This window comes from Amycolatopsis sp. TRM77291 (genome assembly GCF_054166285.1).
This window is the reverse complement of sequence record NZ_JBSZHF010000001.1, coordinates 3,345,111-3,361,162: the sequence shown is the minus strand read 5'-3', so window position 1 is coordinate 3,361,162 and position 16,052 is coordinate 3,345,111. Positions and strand designations below refer to the sequence as shown.

The following is a 16,052-nucleotide window of genomic DNA, read 5'->3' as shown; positions in this document are numbered from 1 at the left end:
CTCATCACGACCTTGCTTGATGGACCGGTAGTCTGAGCACTCACTTCGGACATCGATCCCGGCCCGCGTCCGAACCACCTAGCTACGTGTGGACGCAGTGTCACGGGCGGCGCAGGCGTTGGAACCATGCCTTGATGCCGCCCCGCCATTTAGGACTGGACTCGGTCGGGTCGTCGGATGGCCTCTGCGGTGGGTGAGCGTAGTGCTGATCGAGCAGGACTTGGTCATCAGCGCGTAGGTGTGTGATCTCTGCGCGGGTGAACGTGCGGGCGGTATGGATGTGTCCAGCGCGTATCCAGTAGTGGGACCTGCAGGCGAAGCTCCAGTTGCCGATGGATGGCGATAGTGAGATCGCCTCGCCGTTGAAGGTGATCGACCATTGCTTGGGGTGCAGGGGGGTGACGACTTCGTGGCCGCATCCGCAACAGCAGCGGTGGACCGCGGTGGCGTACGTGAGGCTGACGTAGACGATGCCGTCCTCGACATGGTCGGGGACCGTCTCGACGAATTTATGTGTGATCGTGGTCCGCATCGGCTTTCCCGGTGTCGTTGATCATGGTGTTGCCGTCCAGCACGTATACGCTGTTGAACTCGCGGTCCAGATCGAGATAGATCCCGTTGAGCTTCTTCCACTTGAGTACAGCCATCACGGCGTTGAGGCAGTTCACCTCGGCGATTTGGACGTTCTGGTCGTACTCGTCCGGTTCGCCGTCGGAGAACGGAATATGTTGGCGGGCGACGTCTCGATGATCGGGAGCGCTGGTCGTGGTCCTGACCTGGCCGGCCAGAGCGTCGTCGACTCGGTAGAGGCCGACGCCACAGTCGATGAAGGGTATTTCGGTCGCTTCGAGCGCGGCGACGATCGCCTTCTTTGCTGCGCCGTCGGTCAAGGCGAGGAACACGAAGTCCATGTCGGTGAGTTCGTGGACGTTGGTCTCAGTGATGGGGTACTCGTGCTTGATGATGCCGGTCCGCAGTTTCGAGTAGGTGGCGGCGAGGAAGCTGACCTTCGTCTTGACCTCTTCGAGGTCTTCCTTCGCTAGCGCCCCGGGGGTGCGGAACGCGTTGTGCTGCTGGAGTTCGTCGCCGTCGAACAGGTGGATCTCCCTGATCCAGGTCTTCGCGACCAGGTCGAGGATGTAGGAGCCGGTACCGCCGAGTCCGACGATGGCGACTCGCTGGCCGCTGACCTTGCCGCTGATTGCGTTGATGCCGGAGCGACTGGACGCAGTGTCGATGTAGTGGAAGACGGAGTCCTCCGTGCCGTCGTTCAGGCACGGGCGGAAGGCCTTCGCGGTCGCGGTCGGGTCGAGCGAGTGTGCCTCAGTGCCGAGGATGGCTGTGTAGGTCGTGACCTTCTCGTAGAAGTCGGTGTATTGACCGGACTGTGGCTTGCTGGAGAACGAATAGTGCGCCACAAGTTCCGGTGTGATCGTTTCGGTGAAGTTGCCGTCGCTGTTGATGATCTTCGCGAGGGGTGATCCGTCGCTCGTGGACGGCTGCTCACCGACGAACCTCATCGTGTGGTCTTGTGGCGGCAGGACCTGGTCGCCGGCGGCGTTGATCGGGCACGCGAGTGTGCCGAAGGAGACCTCGCGCCGAGGTGTCACGTAGGGCACATGGTCGATGACCAGGTAGCCGGCGGTGATCGCGATGGCGTATCCCTCGTCGCGCAGACGCTTCAGTGCGGGGTCACGACTTATCAGTCGCTGTGACATTGAAGATCATCCCCTTCTTGACCTTCACGCTCTCGCCGGGCTTGAGCGTGCCTTCCGGCTTGTGACCGTGACCCCGGCGGTAGGTGACGGTGAAGACCCAGTTCGGTCCGCTGGGCACAGGGTTGAACGCCAGGTGGACCAGCTGCTCGAACGTGACTTCGTCGGTGTCGACAACCTTCTCGCGGCCGTTGACGACGATCTCGTAGTGCTTCCGGCCTGCTGCGGTGTCCGCGGTCATCGTGGCCTCCTTTGACTCTGAAGAATTTGACCTGATCGGCGGTACCATAAGCTGACTGGCGCTCTTCAGTCAAGGGGTGAAGGCATGAATACAGGTAACCGATTATGATCGACGTCGCGCGTGTCCACGGTATGCCCGCCGTGATCACCCGCTACGCTCCGACGTGCGTACAGGTCATCGGCCTATAGGTGATGGGTGGAGGTCGTCATGCGAGTGCGTTACGCCGACGTGACGCTCCGACTCCTCGTGTTCGACCCGGCCTACCGGTCAGCTGAATGGTCGGCGTCGGTGGTGATGGCCGTCCGGCGGCGACATCAGACCTTGGTGGCCGCAGGAGGCCGCAGTGAAGTCGAGGCGCTGCGGTCTCTTGAGTTTCGAGTCCATGCGTCTGGAGTCGGGGAACGATGCTCAATCAAGCTTGCGGATGGGGCGAGGCTGTTGCTGGATTTCGACTCGACTATGGCTGACTGTGTGTCAGTGGTGGAGATCATGTCGTCTGAAGCTCGGAAGGCAGTGCGATGACAGTGAGGCCGGTTGAAGTGTTCCCGGTCGGTGTTCACCTCTTGGAAGAGCTTGAGGCTTGGGGATGGTCTCAAGCGGAGTTCGCCGAGATCATCGACCGTCCAGCGCAGGTCGTTTCGGAGATTATTTCAGGTAAGAAAGAGATTACTCGGGAGTCGGCCGCTCAAATCGCGGCCGCCATGGGGCAAAACCCTGCGTACTGGCTGCGCCTTCAGGATGAATACCACTTGTGGAGGCAAGGGCAAGACAGTGAGATTCAACAGCAGCTGGGTGATGTGCGACTCCGTGCCTTGCTCAACCAAAGGGCGCCGCTTGCTGTCTTGCGTAAGCGTGGAATCATCTCCGCGGCCGCATTGCATGAACAAGCGAAGCAGCTGTGCGAACTGCTGGAAATCGACCATTTGGAGCAAGCTCCAGAACTCCCGATGGCAGCCCGGCGAAGCAACGCCGCCGAGCAAGTGTCCCCGACTCAAGTCACCTGGCTGGCTTGCGTGCGACGCCTGGCCAGAACCCGTACCGTGAATTCGTACTCTAGTAGTGCACTTGCGACTTTGGCTGAGCACTTGAGCCGGGAGGTGCGAGAGCCTGCTGCCTTTGCCCGATTGCCGTCGCGTTTTGCTGAGGTCGGAGTGCGCCTGGTCTATGTAGAGGCCTTCCCGGGAAGCAAAATCGATGGTGCATCGTTCGATCTAGGCGGGACTCCAGTCATTGGACTGTCCGGCCGCGGGCATAGGCTCGACAAAGTACTCTTCACGCTCCTGCACGAGACCGCTCATGTTCTATTGAAGCACATCGACGCTGGCGTCATTCTTGATGACGAACATCCTCGTGGTCGGAAGATTGAAGAAGAAGCAGACCGGCTTGCTGCTGAGTGGATACTGCCTGGACAGTTGCCGCAGCTGCCAGAGCGTCCCGGGCAGAGTTGGCTCTCTCGGGCTGCGGACTTGCTTGGTGTGCATCCCATCGTGATCGTAGGCAGGCTGCAGAACGCCGGGTCACTCAGTTGGCGTAGTGCCCTAGCAAAAGATGCGCCTTCGGCAGTCAGCTACTTGCAAAAGTGGTGAGTATCGACGCCACATTACAAGCCTGTCGGGCTCTAGTAACTGATGCTGTTTGATCTACTGCGCAGTGCCATCGGTTAGCACCAGATGCAGCCATTCCTGGATCTGGTGCATGACCTCTGCTGGCCGCGGCGCGGTCGAAAGAACGCCGAACTCCCGGTACTCTGGATGATTGACGGGCAAGGGCGGGAGCCCGTCCTCACGCAGGCGGACGACCGGGTAGCCGGCGTCAAGAAAGTCGCGGCTCTTGCGCTCGTCGACCTCTGACTTGTCGGCATGCCAGTACGCCCCGTCATACTCGATCACCACTGTGCGCCCCGCGACCTCGACGCTGATGTCGGCAGTCCAGGAGCGGGCCGCGGGCCCGGTAGTACGCAAGATCGCGCCGGATCGTGCCTGGCCGAACGTGTCGACAGCCGCCTCATAGTGGGCCAGTTCGACGCGCGACTTCCCGGCCTCGCGACATTCGGGACAGTCGCCGCCGCTCGAACGCGAGCTCAGAGGCATCTGCCATGCGTGCCTTGGATTGTTAGGGCAGGCCCACTCCGGTGTAAAGGCGAGCGTAGCGTGCGGGCGTACATGCCAGGCACTGACTGGGTTCGCGGGGCTCCAGGTGGAAGCGAGTTCGGGCTTCTGCCAGGCGAGCGAGCCAAGGATGGTGCGGCAGTTCGGACAGCGGAGGCGCTGGTACTTGTCGCGATCGCGCACCGACTCCTGCCATTCGTGTCCGCAGCATTTTGCAAGCCACCACACTGTCCGCTTCGAGTCCCAGACCACATTCTGTGGAGTCAGCTTGCCGTTTCGGGTCGGATGCCACTGACCGGCGATCTCGGGAAGGGTGTCAGCGAGCCACTTCTTGTTTGCGGCGGTCTTCTTGCCACGGCAGTGTGGACAGCCCGAGTCGAGAAGGCGCCCTGGCGCAATCCGCGGATAGTGCCCGCTGTCACAGCGGAACCGTCGAAGCCTCGAGTCCCCGACCATCACCTCGCGGGGAGACCCTTCATCTGCCCACATTGCCAGCAGCTCTGGGACCTCGGAGACAGGGGTGACATCCCAGCGCGCCAGTGTTTCTCGCCATTCGCTCTGCTCCCGGCTCCTGCAATCTGGGCAAGAGGGTGCCAGGGCCATCTCCCTGACCTTCGCCGTGAAACGAAGGGAACACTGCGGACAAATCCAGTGACACAAACGAGTTGCCCGGACAGTCACTGCCTTGAGCGTCGTTTCATCGTTCCGATCGTGATCCCACCACTCGAGGGCTGGTGACTCCGAGTCGGTAAGGAAGGTCTTCGCGGCGGCGGGAGTATTGGGGACCGAAGCTCGGGTGTTGCGCGAGCACGTGCATCCCCACCCAGTGTCGGAGACGCGGTCGACGGCGAGCTTCTGGCAGGCCCGGCATTTCGTCACCATTACAGTGCTGGATGTGATGACTTCGTCGAAGATCCTTACAAGGTCGAAGTTGTGGGCGTCGAGATGAGCCATGAGCCGTTCCATCGGCCATTGTCTGGAACTCAGGGAGTCGCGGACTGTGTCGGTCGGGACTGCTTCGAGGATCTGCTCTGGCGTGTGTTGCAGGAGATCGCTGATCGCTCGTTCAAAGGTGCTGAGTAGGCTTGTGTCGTTGCGTGTACCCCAGCGCCGAAAAAAGCAAGCGCGGCAGGTCTTCTCGCCGGATCGGTTCTTGTCGAGGATGTGCTCGAGCCGATAGTGCGCCTGCACACCGCAGGTCAAGCATGTCGTGAGCCACCACGCTCGAAGCCCGGGGAATGGTTCGTCGGCACGAAGTCCAGCGTTGTAGATGAACTCGCCGATGCAGTCGCGGCACCACGCCGGCTTTGTTCGCGTCGAGAACGCGGCCGAGTTCGAACACGTGCTGGTTGAGCACTCCTGCATGGCAGCGCGGGTCATCGCACCTCCTGTCGTCGACCGTTCATCGCCCCCAAGGTCATCTTTGTGACCGACGTGAGCAAATCGTGACGTAAGGACCGATGTCGCAAGGCATGCGCCGGAATCGGGAAATTCCAGGGGCAGCTGAGGTGAACGCCTGCCGCATGTTGATGTTGACGCGGGGCGGCCTGGGCACTGAGCGTGAAGTTCGTCCAGGCAGTCCTACGGAGACATGGTTGCCCAGGCAGAGTCAAGAGGCCACCAGCGATTGTCTGTTATAAGCCGAACTCGTCCTACGAAGCCACGACGAATGATTGCTATGGCTGGGCTAGTGGGTGGGGTTGCCCGGTCATCGCGGCGAGTGCGGTGGCGACGGTTTGGAGGTCGGCTTTGATGTAGGTGGTGGTGGCGGGTCCGGTGTTGTCGGTGTGGCCTGCGTAGGCGCGGGCGATGCCGTAGCCGTAGTGGCGTTCGACCCAGGTGAGGGTGGTGTGGCGGAGCCAGTGGGTGGAGATGCCTTGGTTGGTGATCCAGGGGAGTTGCTGGCCGAGTCGTTTCCAGAGGTGGTCGTAGCGTCGGGTGGTGAGTGCTCGGCCGTCGCGGTAGCGCAGCAGGTGCTCGGATGGTTCGTGTGCGCCGCGGGCGGTGGCGTGGTCGGCGAGGCGGCTGGCGAGTAGTGGGCTGATGGGTTGCCAGCGGAGTGTGCCGCCTTTCTCTGCGAGGCGGACGAGGCATTGGGTGGTGTCGAGGTCTGTGAGGCGGAGGGCGAGGGCTCCGCCGCGGCGGCAGGCGGTTTCGGTGTGGAGGCGGAGCAGGAGTGCGTCGAGGACGGGGTCGTTGCCACTGCAACGGGCGGCGGTGTTGATGTGGTCGAGTTCGGTGGCGGTGAGCGCGCGGCGTGGGCTGGGGAGTCGGCGGGGTTTGGGNCGCCGCGGCGGCAGGCGGTTTCGGTGTGGAGGCGGAGCAGGAGTGCGTCGAGGACGGGGTCGTTGCCACTGCAACGGGCGGCGGTGTTGATGTGGTCGAGTTCGGTGGCGGTGAGCGCGCGGCGTGGGCTGGGGAGTCGGCGGGGTTTGGGGACGCGGTGGGCGGGGCTGGCCGCGGCGGGGATGAGGTCGTCGGCGATGGCGCGGTTGAAGATCGCGCGGGCGGCCGCGACGACGTGTTCGCTGGCGTGTCGGCCGTTGCGGGTGTTGCGGCGAGTTCGGGCGTGGGTGGCGGCGTCGTGTTGCATCGCCTCGATGTCGGTGGCGGTGATCTGGTCGAGGCGCCGGTCGCCCCAGGCTGTGGCCATGCGTGTCCAATAGTTGCCGTAGGTGCGGGCGGCTCCGGGGCCTGCGGCGGCGATGACCTGGGGGAGGTAGTCGGCCAGGGTGGGGATGCCGGGTGTCTCGGCTGGTTCGTCCTGTAGGTCTGCGAGGGTGACGCCCAGTTCGGCGAGTGTCTGGCGGGCGGCGAGGATCTGGGCGGGGTCAGGCGTCATGATCCAGTCCGGTTACGTCGCGGTAGTGCTCGGTCAGGAGGTGGGCGACGGTCGTGCCGGGGTGGACGATGAGCAGTTGTTCGTGGATCGAGGCGGCGAGGACGAGGGGCCGGTCGGGTTCGATCCCGCACAGGTGGCGTGCGGCGGCGGGAAGGGTGAGGGCTCCGCGCGGGTCGATGACGTGCTGGCCGGACGGGTCGGGTGCGATCACGATCAGCCCGTGCAGCGTGTCCAGTGCCAGCCGTCGGCCTGGGTTCCAGCCGAGTGCGCGGAACAGGAGGCGTTCGTTGACGCGGCCGGTCCGGTCGATGCGGACGGCGCCGATCAGCAGGTCAGGGCCTGATTCCACCGGCAGTCGCGGCTCGGGCAGAGTCGGTAGCCGGGCAGGTTGGGGGTGGCGCTGGGTGCTGTCGGGCACCAGTGCCGCGATCAACTGCTCCCGGGGCCGGACTGCACGTGCGGTCCCGGGGACGCGTTGTCCCACCATGCCATGGTGGTGTCCGGAATGATCGACGCAAACCCCGCGACCCCAGAATCACCCGTTCGTGAGGATTGGGAGGGGCTATGTGAACCTCGAGCTAGAGGAAGCCTCCACTCGTTGCACTCGTCGGCGGCAGTCGTGCCATGGTGGTCCAGGTGTCAATAGTTGCCGCTCATGTGTCATCAAGCCTCAAATTTGGCTGGATACACATCGAGCTTCTGTCACCCGCATGCTTCACAGGTGATAACACCAGTCTCAGGATTAGCTCATAGACACGTCATGTGTCGTATCAGGAGGACGACTGGTGCCACCCCCGTCACTCGAGCGGCGGTCGTTTCTCCGCATAGGCGACCGCCACGATCGATGTGGGGAGGTATCCGTGGCAAAAGGACGTCGTCGTAAGGCTCCGTTCAGGGCTTGGGGAGTAGTTCTCGCGGTCCTGGCATACTATTTTTATTCGGAACGGCTGTGGCAGCCTTTGCTTTTCGCAGTCGTAGCCTTGCTGCTCTACTTGACCGTAGTTCGGCTGACTCGTTGCAGAGTCGAGACGGTCAAGCATCGGCCGTGTCTCTGGCTTGTTCGGGGTATCGCCGGCACGTGCGACTTCCACGTCGGTTACAAGCGCGGGCTTCCTGTTCTTGTCCGCGGTAGGGGTTTTCTTGGGCTTCCGACCTTGATGTGGCCGCGTGACACCTTCGATCGTGGTGCCTTGCCAGAGCGGCAACCAAGCTCGGCTGTCCGCGGCGCGGCAGCCATGTCTTCGAGGGCGGACAGGCCGGGTTACGACTGGGCGATGATGTCCATCGCTGGGGCGAGTATGTTCGTAGCGATCGCCGCGTTCATCAGAGACCTGATCGCCGGCTGAAGTCATCGGCGAATCGGGCTTGTCGCCGGGCTTCGCCCGCCAGATGCAGTGCCTAGTGGAGCCGAATAAAGCCGTATGGAGACGCCAAGTCGCCCTTCAACCAGGCGAACGATTGACGGTTGCTTGATGAACGTCGGACAGGGCGGTTAGCGCAGCCAGGACGTCTCCGATGATCGGAACGGTTGATCAAAGGTGAGCATGATGTTGGTGAGACGACGTGTAGACGAGGATTCACGTTAAGTATACTCGTGAGTTCGTCGCGCACATTTCCGGACATCGCTGGCAACAAGAGGAATCCGGAAAGTCTGGCATTACGCCGCGACCAGGCGGACAGGAACTGGACAAGGTCAGTAATCACCTCTGAGGACGCGGAGGTCGGGGATCGGCCAAGAAGTTGATGCGGTCGGCCTCGCGTCTCCGCGACGGATTGTCACGTCAGGGGAGCAGGCGTACGGCGAGTACGGTTCCATCCGGGTGAATTGATACCGGGCCGCCCCATGAGCTGTCCCAGGAATCGCTGGGCCAGGCGGAGCGGTGCTCGTAGATCTTGTGGCGGTACTGCGTCACTCCTCCGTGAGCCAAGAGATCGAATAGTGCGGTCTCTACGCCAGAGAAGGCTTCCACGCGGGTGCCGTTCAGTCGGAAGACGTGGTCGGTGCCGACGAAGCGTTCGCCGAGGAGGGTGTGGTTCGCGTCCTGCACGCTACCGGTGGCCGCGTGCGTGAAGCCGATGAAGTGCTTCCGTCCTTGGCGCTCGGTCAGGTACTGGGCGGTCGCTTCGCCATTGCCGGCAAAGATCGGCCGAGCGAATGGCTGAGTATCTGTATGCGCGCAACTGGGTCGTTTACCGCACTCCTCCGGTCCTGCTCACCTGCGACGAACCGGTCGTCCTGATCGGGGGGCCTGGACAGCCCCGTGCCGAACGTCCAGGCGTCACGACGGCGGGTGTTGTCGTGTTCCCGCTCGCGCCGGATGCTGTGCTTGTGATGTTTCGTCCTGATATCGCACCTCGTGGCGCTCATGAACTCGATCACACCGAGGCCGCCGACGTGAATCTCGAGATCTTGGCCAACGCGTCACGGTGGGCCTTCGAACGCCCATCGCGGAACACGGCCCGCCATCGTCAGATTCCGCCGTCCGCCGCACCGACGGAGATCGAGCGAATCGGCCTGGATTCGGACGCGGACAAGGAGATCATCCGCACCTACCGGCCGAATCGGTGGGCCAACACCGAGCTTCAGCCTGATTGGCCCGTGCCGAGGTGGTGGCAGTGATGCACGGCCGTTCACAGAGCTAGAGCCAGCGCGCCGACGGTGGCCGGATTCCGCAGATGTGAGGCCACCCGATGGAAACCATTCAATTCGATATCCGATTCGGCGTATCTGCCGGTTCCGTCGAACCGGCAGATTGCAGTGGCCCTCTCCGAACAGATTCACACGGTTGTCCCCGACGGTCGTGTGCCAGCCGACCGGACTGCGGTGCGCTACGACGGTGTCGTGGTTATGTCAAAAGGGATGTCGATCGCCACTGGAACGAATTCCTAGTCTCGTCGGCGACGGCGGCGGACCAGCCGGGTGACGAAGGAGTCAACATGGCGGTGGCGAACGTTCTCGTGGTGGGTGCCGGAATCGGCGGTCGCCGCCGCTGCTGCTCTCGGCAGACGCGGGTTCGCGGTCGACGTGGCCGACAGCCGCGAGTCGGCAGGCGTGCTCGGGGTCGGCATCAATCAACCCGGCAACTCCCTGCGGGCGCTGGACGCGCTCGGCTTGCGCGACGAAGTGCTGGCAGCCGGCTATGTCTTTGACGGCAACGACTACCGCGACCGGCACGACGAGCGGATCGTGCTCGCGCCTTCGACCCTTGGTATCGAGGGTGTGCCACCGAATTGCGGGCTCGCACGCAAGGACGTGCACGAAATTCTCTACCGGGCCGCGGAAAAGGGTGGCGCGCGTCGTTTTCGGCGTCGAGATCACCGGCCTGACCGATAACGGCGACGAGGTCATTGCCGAGTCCGGCAGTGGTGCCCGGTGGCGTTACGACGTGGTCGTCGTGTTCGACGGCGTGTGCTCCCCGGTGGGCCGGCGCTTCCTCGGCAGTACGTCGTGCCTGCCTACACGGGCAGCGTCGTATGGCGAAAGCATCTCGCCCGCCACAGCACGGTGACCCGCCCTGTGCTGTGGCACGAGACCGTGTCACACGGGGAGTAATCCCCTTGTTGAACTCTCGACCGAAGGAAATGGAAAGCCCGGATCGAGCTGACCAATCGGGTCGGCCTGTCCTGCGCCAACAGTTATAACCCCCACGCATGAGACGTGCGCGCGAAGCATTTCTCCCCGACGGGCTCCTGCCGTATCGTCCACGCTCGAGCGTCGTCGAGGTCGGCCTTCGCGGAAGCCATCTGTTTTTGCGATGGAAGCGAGCGCAAAGAACCGTTGGTCCTGTTGCGCGGACCACAACTAGCGTCTGTTTGTCCGCTCGGCCCGTGCGGCTATCGCTGGAAACGATCCTATGGGAGGCACCATGACCCTGACGACCGAGCTCACGACCCGGCTTGGCCTCCGCCACCCGGTCGTCCTCGCGCCGATGGACTACGTCGCGGATGCGTGCCTTGCCAACGCAGTGTCCCGGGCCGGCGGCCTCGGCCTGCTCGGTGGCGGATATGGGGAGAGTGAGTGGCTGACCCGACAACTGGATCAGCTCGACAGCGGCAGCGACGCTCGCATCGGCTGCGGGTTCATCACGTGGTCCTTGGCCAGGCAACCCACGTTGCTCGACCTGGTGCTCGAGCGAAAGCCGGCGGCCGTCTTTCTGTCTTTCGGTGACCCTGCACCGTTCGCTGCCGCGATCAAGGCTGCGGGTGTGCCGCTGATCTGCCAGGTCGGGAACCTGGAGCACGCTCGTCGCGCCCTGGATGTGGGTGCCGACGTACTCGCCGCTCAGGGTGGCGAAGCGGGCGGGCATGGTATCGGCACCCGTTCGACCTTCACGCTGGTGCCTGACCTGGTCGACCTCGTCGACCGCCGCGGCTTCGACGCGCTGGTTCTCGCTTCTGGCGGCGTCGCCGACGGCCGCGGGCTGGCGGCTGCCCTTGCTCTGGGCGCCCAGGGTGTTGTGGTCGGAACCCGGCTCTGGGCGAGTAAGGAAGCCGCCATGAGCGAGCAGGCACACCGACGTGGCGTCGGACTGAGCGGCGACGACACCATCCGGCAGTCCGTGTTCGACATCGTCCGCGGCAAGGACTGGCCTTCCGAATACACCGGACGGGTGCTGCACAACAAGTTCGTGGACACATGGCATGGTCGTGAGAAGGACCTGTGGGTAGCAGTCGACTCGGCCCGCGAGAAGTTCGAGATAGCGGTGCGTGACCAGGATTTCGAGACCGCCAACCTGATCGTCGGCGAAGCCATCGGCCTCGTCCACTCGATCGAGCCGGCCGACGCCATCGTCGAGTCGATGGTGACCACGGCGGTTGCCGTTCTGGACCGGGTGCGCTCATGAGTGACACGACGGCCGCGCCCGGCTCCGCGCCGGAAGAGGACAGCCACAGCACTTCCGCACTGCGCAAGATCGTGACCGCGTCCAGCGTGGGCACCCTGATCGAATGGTACGACTTCTACATCTACGGCAGCCTCGCCGTGGTCTTCTCCGGCTACTTCTTCCCGCAGGGTAATCAGGCGGTGGCTCTGCTCGTCACCGTCGCCGCGTTCGGCACAGGCTTCGTGGTCCGGCCATTGGGCGCTCTGTTGTTCGGGAGGATGGGCGACCGCGTCGGTCGCAAGCGGACCTTCCTCGCGACCCTGCTCGTCATGGGTGCCGCCACGACGTTGACCGGGTTGCTGCCCACATACGACGTGATCGGCCTGGGTGCGCCGATCACGTTGGTGCTGCTGCGTCTGCTCCAAGGTCTGGCGATCGGCGGCGAGTACGGCGGGGCCGCGATCTACATCGCCGAGCACGCACCCGCTCATCGGCGCGGGTTCTACACGAGTTTCTCCAGACCACCGCAACGCTGGGCCTCTTGATGTCCATCGCCGTCATCGTGGTCTGCCGATTGGCACTGGGCGAAAGCAGCTTCGCAGCCTGGGGCTGGCGCATTCCGTTTCTGCTCTCGGCCGTCCTGGTGCTGTTCTCCCTGATGGTCCGGCTGAAGATCCACGAATCCCCCGTGTTCGAGCGGATGCGGTCAACAGGAACGCTGTCCCGCTCCCCGATCAAGGACACCTTGGCCGTCCCCAGCGCTCTCCGCCTGGTCGCGACCGTCCTCTTCGGAGTCACCGCCGGTCTCGGCGTGGCCTGGTACACCAGCCAGTTCTACTCGTTGTACTTCCTGCAGACCGCGATGAAAATGGATTTCCTGGCGGCGAACCTGTGCGTCGGCGTCGCGTTGGTGATCGGCACACCCTTCTTCGTGCTCTTCGGGCGGCTCTCCGACACACTCGGCCGGCTGCGTTTCATCGTCGCGGGGCTATTGCTGTCGGCTGTGTCGTACGTACCGCTCTTCGCTTGGATGCGTGACGGCGCGAGTGAGGGTCGTTTTATCCAGGTGTCCGCGGCTGTCACCATCCAGGTCCTGTTCGTCACCATGGTGTACGGACCGACCGCGGCCTACCTCGCCGAGCTCTTCCCGCCCCAGATCCGCTATACCGGCATCTCGGTCGCCTACCAGCTGGGCACAGGCGTCTTTGGTGGTTTGACCCCCCTCATCGCGTTGTCCATGACCGGAGGTGCGTCATCGCTCGACGGCCTCACCTATCCCATCGTGGTGACCGCCGTGTCCGCACTCGTGGCGCTGATCCTGCTTCGCAAGGGGGCACACGGTGCGGTGTCACTCCGGGCCTGGGAAGCGGCTGACCGACGCGCTCCCGAATCACCCGCGTCCTCCATCACGGAGGCACCCGTGGCTGACCGTCCGGCGACCTGATTGCTACCCATCCACTCGCCCACACCTCCTGGAGAAGAGAATTCCATGCACACCATCCCGCACTACATCGACGGCAAGCAGGTCATCGGCAGTGGACGCAAGGCACCAGTATTCGATCCGGCGACCGGCACCGCCGAGAAGCAGGTCTGCCTTGCGGCCGTCGACGAGGTCGAGGCCGCGGTCGAAACCGCACGCCGTGCCCAGCGCGAATGGCGTCGCACGAGCCTGACCAAGCGCGCAGACGTCTTCTTCCGGGTTCGGCAAGCACTGGACGAGCGCAAAGACGAGCTTGCGGCCATCGTCACTTCCGAGCACGGCAAGGTGCTCGGCGACTCCCTTGGTGAGATCAGCCGGGGCCTGGAGAACGTCGAGTTCGCCTCCGGCATCGGCCACCTGATGAAGGGGGCCCACTCCGAGCAGGTCTCCCGTGGCATCGATGTGCACCAGGCACTCCAGCCTGTCGGTGTGGTCGCCTGCATCACGCCGTTCAACTTCCCGGTGATGGTTCCACTGTGGATGGTCGCGTCCGCGATCGCCTGCGGCAACGCGGTGGTCCTCAAGCCCAGCGAGCGGGACCCCTCGGCCTCGGTGCTGATCGCCGAGCTGTTCACCCAGGCGGGCCTGCCCGACGGAATTCTCAATGTCGTGTACGGTGATCGTGAGGCGGTTGAGACGCTTATCGATCACGAGAACGTGAGCGCCGTCAGCTTCGTCGGGTCCACGCCGATCGCGCGGGACATCTACGAGCGCGCGGCACGCGGCGGCAAGCGGGTCCAGGCTTTGGGCGGTGCCAAGAATCACATGCTCGTGCTTCCCGATGCCGACCTCGATGCGGCCGCCGACGCCGCGGTCTCGGCCGCATATGGTTCGGCGGGAGAACGCTGCATGGCGATCAGCGTCCTGGTTCCGGTGGGTGACATCGCCGACGAGCTGATCGCATTGGTCCGCAAGCGCATCGACAAGCTCACCATCGGTCCGGGCACCTCGCCGGACTCCGACATGGGGCCGCTGATCACCCGTCAAGCCCGGGACCGGGTCGCCTCCTACCTCGACTCCGCCGTCGACGACGGCGCCACCATCGTCGTGGACGGAAGGGAGAGGGTTTTCGACAACGACGGGTTCTTCATCGGGGTCAGCCTCATCGACCACGTCCGGCCAGGGATGGCGGTCTACGACGACGAGATCTTCGGCCCGGTTCTCGCCGTCCTGCGCGCGGACACCTATGAGGACGCGCTCGAATTGATCAACCAGAATCCCTACGGCAACGGTGCTGCCATCTTCACCCGAGATGGCAGGTCCGCACGCGAATTCACGTTCGACGTCGAGGCCGGCATGGTCGGTGTCAATGTGCCCATCCCGGTTCCGGTCGGCTTTTACTCCTTCGGCGGGTGGAAAGAGTCGTTGTTCGGCGACGCGCACGTCTACGGGCCCGAAAGCATCCACTTCTACACCCGTAGCAAGGTGGTGACCTCTCGCTGGCCGCTGGCCTCAGAAAGCCAGATCAACATGGGATTCCCGGCCAACGACTGACCGGAAGCAGCGCACGCGGGCGGTGCGGTACCCGCCCGCGTGCCGGGAAGGAGCATCCATGGAGACCACCGACCTCGCCCTCTTCCTCGCCATCACGGAGTCACAGAGCATTTCCGGTGCGGCAGAGCGGCTCCACACCGTGCAGTCCAACGTGAGCACCCGGCTTCGCGCGTTGGAGCACCGAGTGGGAGCGCAGCTCTTTCACCGGCATGCCCGCGGCGTGACGCTCTCTGGCGCCGGAGAGATCTTCCTGCCCTATGCGCGCCGCATCGTCCGGCTGATGCAGGAGAGCGTCAACGTCATCGCAGATGCCGACGACCCGGTGGGTCACCTCGCTCTCGGCTCCATGGAGACCACCGCGGGCTGGCGACTGCCTGAGCTGCTCGCCGACTTCGCCGAGGACTGCCCTCGCGTCGACGTCAGCCTCCGGACCGGTCCCACTGATGACCTTGTGCGCGACGTCCTCGATCACCGCCTGGACGGCGCGTTTGTCGCCGGGCCGGTAGGCGCGCACACCCTTGAGGAACGGACCGTGTTCGTGGAGGAGCTTGTCCTCGTCTCCTCGCGTCGCAGGGCGCAGCCGTCCTGGTCCGCGCGGGCAGGGACGGCCTCGGAAACTCGGCGGGACGAGGAAGGAACACGCATGCGGCTGCTGGTCTTCCGCGAGGGATGCCGTTACCGGAAGAATCTGGTCAGCCTCACGACATCTCCTGAAGGTGTGGTTCCTTCGCTCGTCGAATTCGGATCGCTAGAAGGAATTCTCGGCTGTGTGGCGGCGGGGATGGGGGTGACCCTGCTGCCGGCGAACGTGGTGCGTACGTCTGCGCTGCGCAAGCACCTACGCATCCAACCGTTGCCGGAGGGCCAGGGCCGCGCGGAAACCATCTTCGTCCGGAGAGCTGACGCACCACTCGGCCCGGCGATGATGCGGTTCCTCGAGCGCATCGACATCGTGGTCGCTCCGCCCGGGCTCCACTCCGTCAGTACCACCGCATGAGCGCCGGCACCACCCTCACTCCGTCGTCAGGAGTGCGCCCCGGCGGAAGTGAGCGAGATGTCAACGAAGTGCCGGAGCATGGTCTCGTGGACGTGGGGACGGAACACGAGTGCCACCGGGCTCGGCGGTGCGTCGGGGAGCGGAATGAACCGGACGGCAGGGTGGATGTTCCGTCGCATGGCGACCTCGGGGACGACGCCGATGCCGCGGTCGGCGGCGACGGATTCGATCCACTCGTCGAAGTTAGTGGTCTCAATGACCGTTGCCGGTCCGTCGTTCGCCGGCCACGACCACGGGCCGGTCGTGGGGGGGGGGGGGGGGGGGGGGGGGGGGGGGGCGGGGGCGGGGGCGG

Annotated in this window: 16 protein-coding genes; 9 read left to right on the top strand and 7 right to left on the bottom strand. The window is 64.1% G+C overall.

From position 1 onward, the window contains the following. Window positions 1–100: 100 nt before the first annotated feature. From ACXIZN_RS15785 to ACXIZN_RS15775, 3 genes are read right to left on the bottom strand one after another with little or no spacing between them, the layout of a single operon-like run. Window positions 101–532, bottom strand: a complete 432-nt coding sequence (locus ACXIZN_RS15785; protein WP_457955301.1) for a DUF6527 family protein — start codon at window positions 530–532, stop codon at window positions 101–103. Then, window positions 510–1,718 (bottom strand): ThiF family adenylyltransferase, encoded by a 1,209-nt coding sequence (locus ACXIZN_RS15780; protein WP_457955299.1) that lies wholly within the window; start codon window positions 1,716–1,718, stop codon window positions 510–512. Before ACXIZN_RS15780 ends, ACXIZN_RS15785 begins: the two co-directional genes overlap by 23 nt. Further along, entirely contained in the window at window positions 1,693–1,956 is a 264-nt protein-coding gene (locus tag ACXIZN_RS15775) for a multiubiquitin domain-containing protein (protein WP_457955297.1), read from the bottom strand. The genes ACXIZN_RS15780 and ACXIZN_RS15775 overlap by 26 nt, the downstream gene beginning before the upstream one ends. A gap of 518 nt (window positions 1,957–2,474) precedes the next feature. On the opposite strand from ACXIZN_RS15775, the gene ACXIZN_RS15770 reads away from it, so the two are divergent. Beyond that, window positions 2,475–3,542: a HigA family addiction module antitoxin gene (locus tag ACXIZN_RS15770; RefSeq protein WP_457955295.1), complete on the top strand. Its 1,068-nt coding sequence runs from the start codon at window positions 2,475–2,477 to the stop codon at window positions 3,540–3,542. Window positions 3,543–3,596: 54 nt separating this feature from the next. Here the strand turns inward: ACXIZN_RS15770 and ACXIZN_RS15765 are convergent, their stop codons facing one another. Further along, a complete protein-coding gene (locus ACXIZN_RS15765; RefSeq protein ID WP_457955294.1) occupies window positions 3,597–5,444 on the bottom strand; it encodes a zinc-ribbon domain-containing protein in 1,848 nt (615 codons plus the stop codon). A 296-nt stretch (window positions 5,445–5,740) separates the two neighbouring features. Further along, window positions 5,741–6,424, bottom strand: a complete 684-nt coding sequence (locus ACXIZN_RS15760) for a tyrosine-type recombinase/integrase (RefSeq protein ID WP_457955292.1) — start codon at window positions 6,422–6,424, stop codon at window positions 5,741–5,743. Between ACXIZN_RS15760 and ACXIZN_RS15755 the strand changes: the two genes are divergently transcribed. Further along, window positions 6,376–6,834 (top strand): hypothetical protein, encoded by a 459-nt coding sequence (locus ACXIZN_RS15755; protein ID WP_457960742.1) that lies wholly within the window; start codon window positions 6,376–6,378, stop codon window positions 6,832–6,834. The two genes, ACXIZN_RS15760 and ACXIZN_RS15755, sit on opposite strands and share 49 nt — an antisense overlap. Before the next feature lie 61 nt (window positions 6,835–6,895). On the opposite strand, the gene ACXIZN_RS15750 is transcribed toward ACXIZN_RS15755, so the two are convergent. Next, window positions 6,896–7,255 (bottom strand): hypothetical protein, encoded by a 360-nt coding sequence (locus tag ACXIZN_RS15750; RefSeq protein WP_457955291.1) that lies wholly within the window; start codon window positions 7,253–7,255, stop codon window positions 6,896–6,898. Window positions 7,256–9,061: 1,806 nt separating this feature from the next. Here ACXIZN_RS15750 and ACXIZN_RS15745 point away from each other — a divergent pair. From ACXIZN_RS15745 to ACXIZN_RS15715, 7 genes are all read left to right on the top strand, one after another. Next, window positions 9,062–9,526: a DUF4238 domain-containing protein gene (locus ACXIZN_RS15745; protein WP_457955290.1), complete on the top strand. Its 465-nt coding sequence runs from the start codon at window positions 9,062–9,064 to the stop codon at window positions 9,524–9,526. Window positions 9,527–9,871: 345 nt separating this feature from the next. Next, window positions 9,872–10,240 (top strand): hypothetical protein, encoded by a 369-nt coding sequence (locus ACXIZN_RS15740; RefSeq protein WP_457955288.1) that lies wholly within the window; start codon window positions 9,872–9,874, stop codon window positions 10,238–10,240. A gap of 532 nt (window positions 10,241–10,772) precedes the next feature. After that, entirely contained in the window at window positions 10,773–11,750 is a 978-nt protein-coding gene (locus tag ACXIZN_RS15735; protein WP_457955286.1) for an NAD(P)H-dependent flavin oxidoreductase, read from the top strand. After that, on the top strand, window positions 11,747–12,274 hold the full coding sequence (locus tag ACXIZN_RS15730; protein ID WP_457955285.1) for an MFS transporter: 528 nt from the start codon (window positions 11,747–11,749) through the stop codon (window positions 12,272–12,274). Before ACXIZN_RS15735 ends, ACXIZN_RS15730 begins: the two co-directional genes overlap by 4 nt. Beyond that, the gene (locus ACXIZN_RS15725) at window positions 12,274–13,173 is read left to right on the top strand and encodes an MFS transporter (protein WP_457955284.1); all 900 of its coding nucleotides are present in this window, start codon (window positions 12,274–12,276) and stop codon (window positions 13,171–13,173) included. Before ACXIZN_RS15730 ends, ACXIZN_RS15725 begins: the two co-directional genes overlap by 1 nt. A gap of 45 nt (window positions 13,174–13,218) precedes the next feature. Continuing rightward, window positions 13,219–14,703, top strand: coding sequence for a CoA-acylating methylmalonate-semialdehyde dehydrogenase (locus ACXIZN_RS15720; RefSeq protein WP_457955283.1), 1,485 nt, complete (start codon window positions 13,219–13,221; stop codon window positions 14,701–14,703). Window positions 14,704–14,761: 58 nt separating this feature from the next. Further along, entirely contained in the window at window positions 14,762–15,700 is a 939-nt protein-coding gene (locus ACXIZN_RS15715) for a LysR substrate-binding domain-containing protein (protein WP_457955282.1), read from the top strand. Between the two features lie 26 nt (window positions 15,701–15,726). Here the strand turns inward: ACXIZN_RS15715 and ACXIZN_RS15710 are convergent, their stop codons facing one another. Further along, window positions 15,727–15,957 (bottom strand): LysR substrate-binding domain-containing protein, encoded by a 231-nt coding sequence (locus ACXIZN_RS15710; protein ID WP_457960523.1) that lies wholly within the window; start codon window positions 15,955–15,957, stop codon window positions 15,727–15,729. Window positions 15,958–16,052 lie beyond the last annotated feature (95 nt).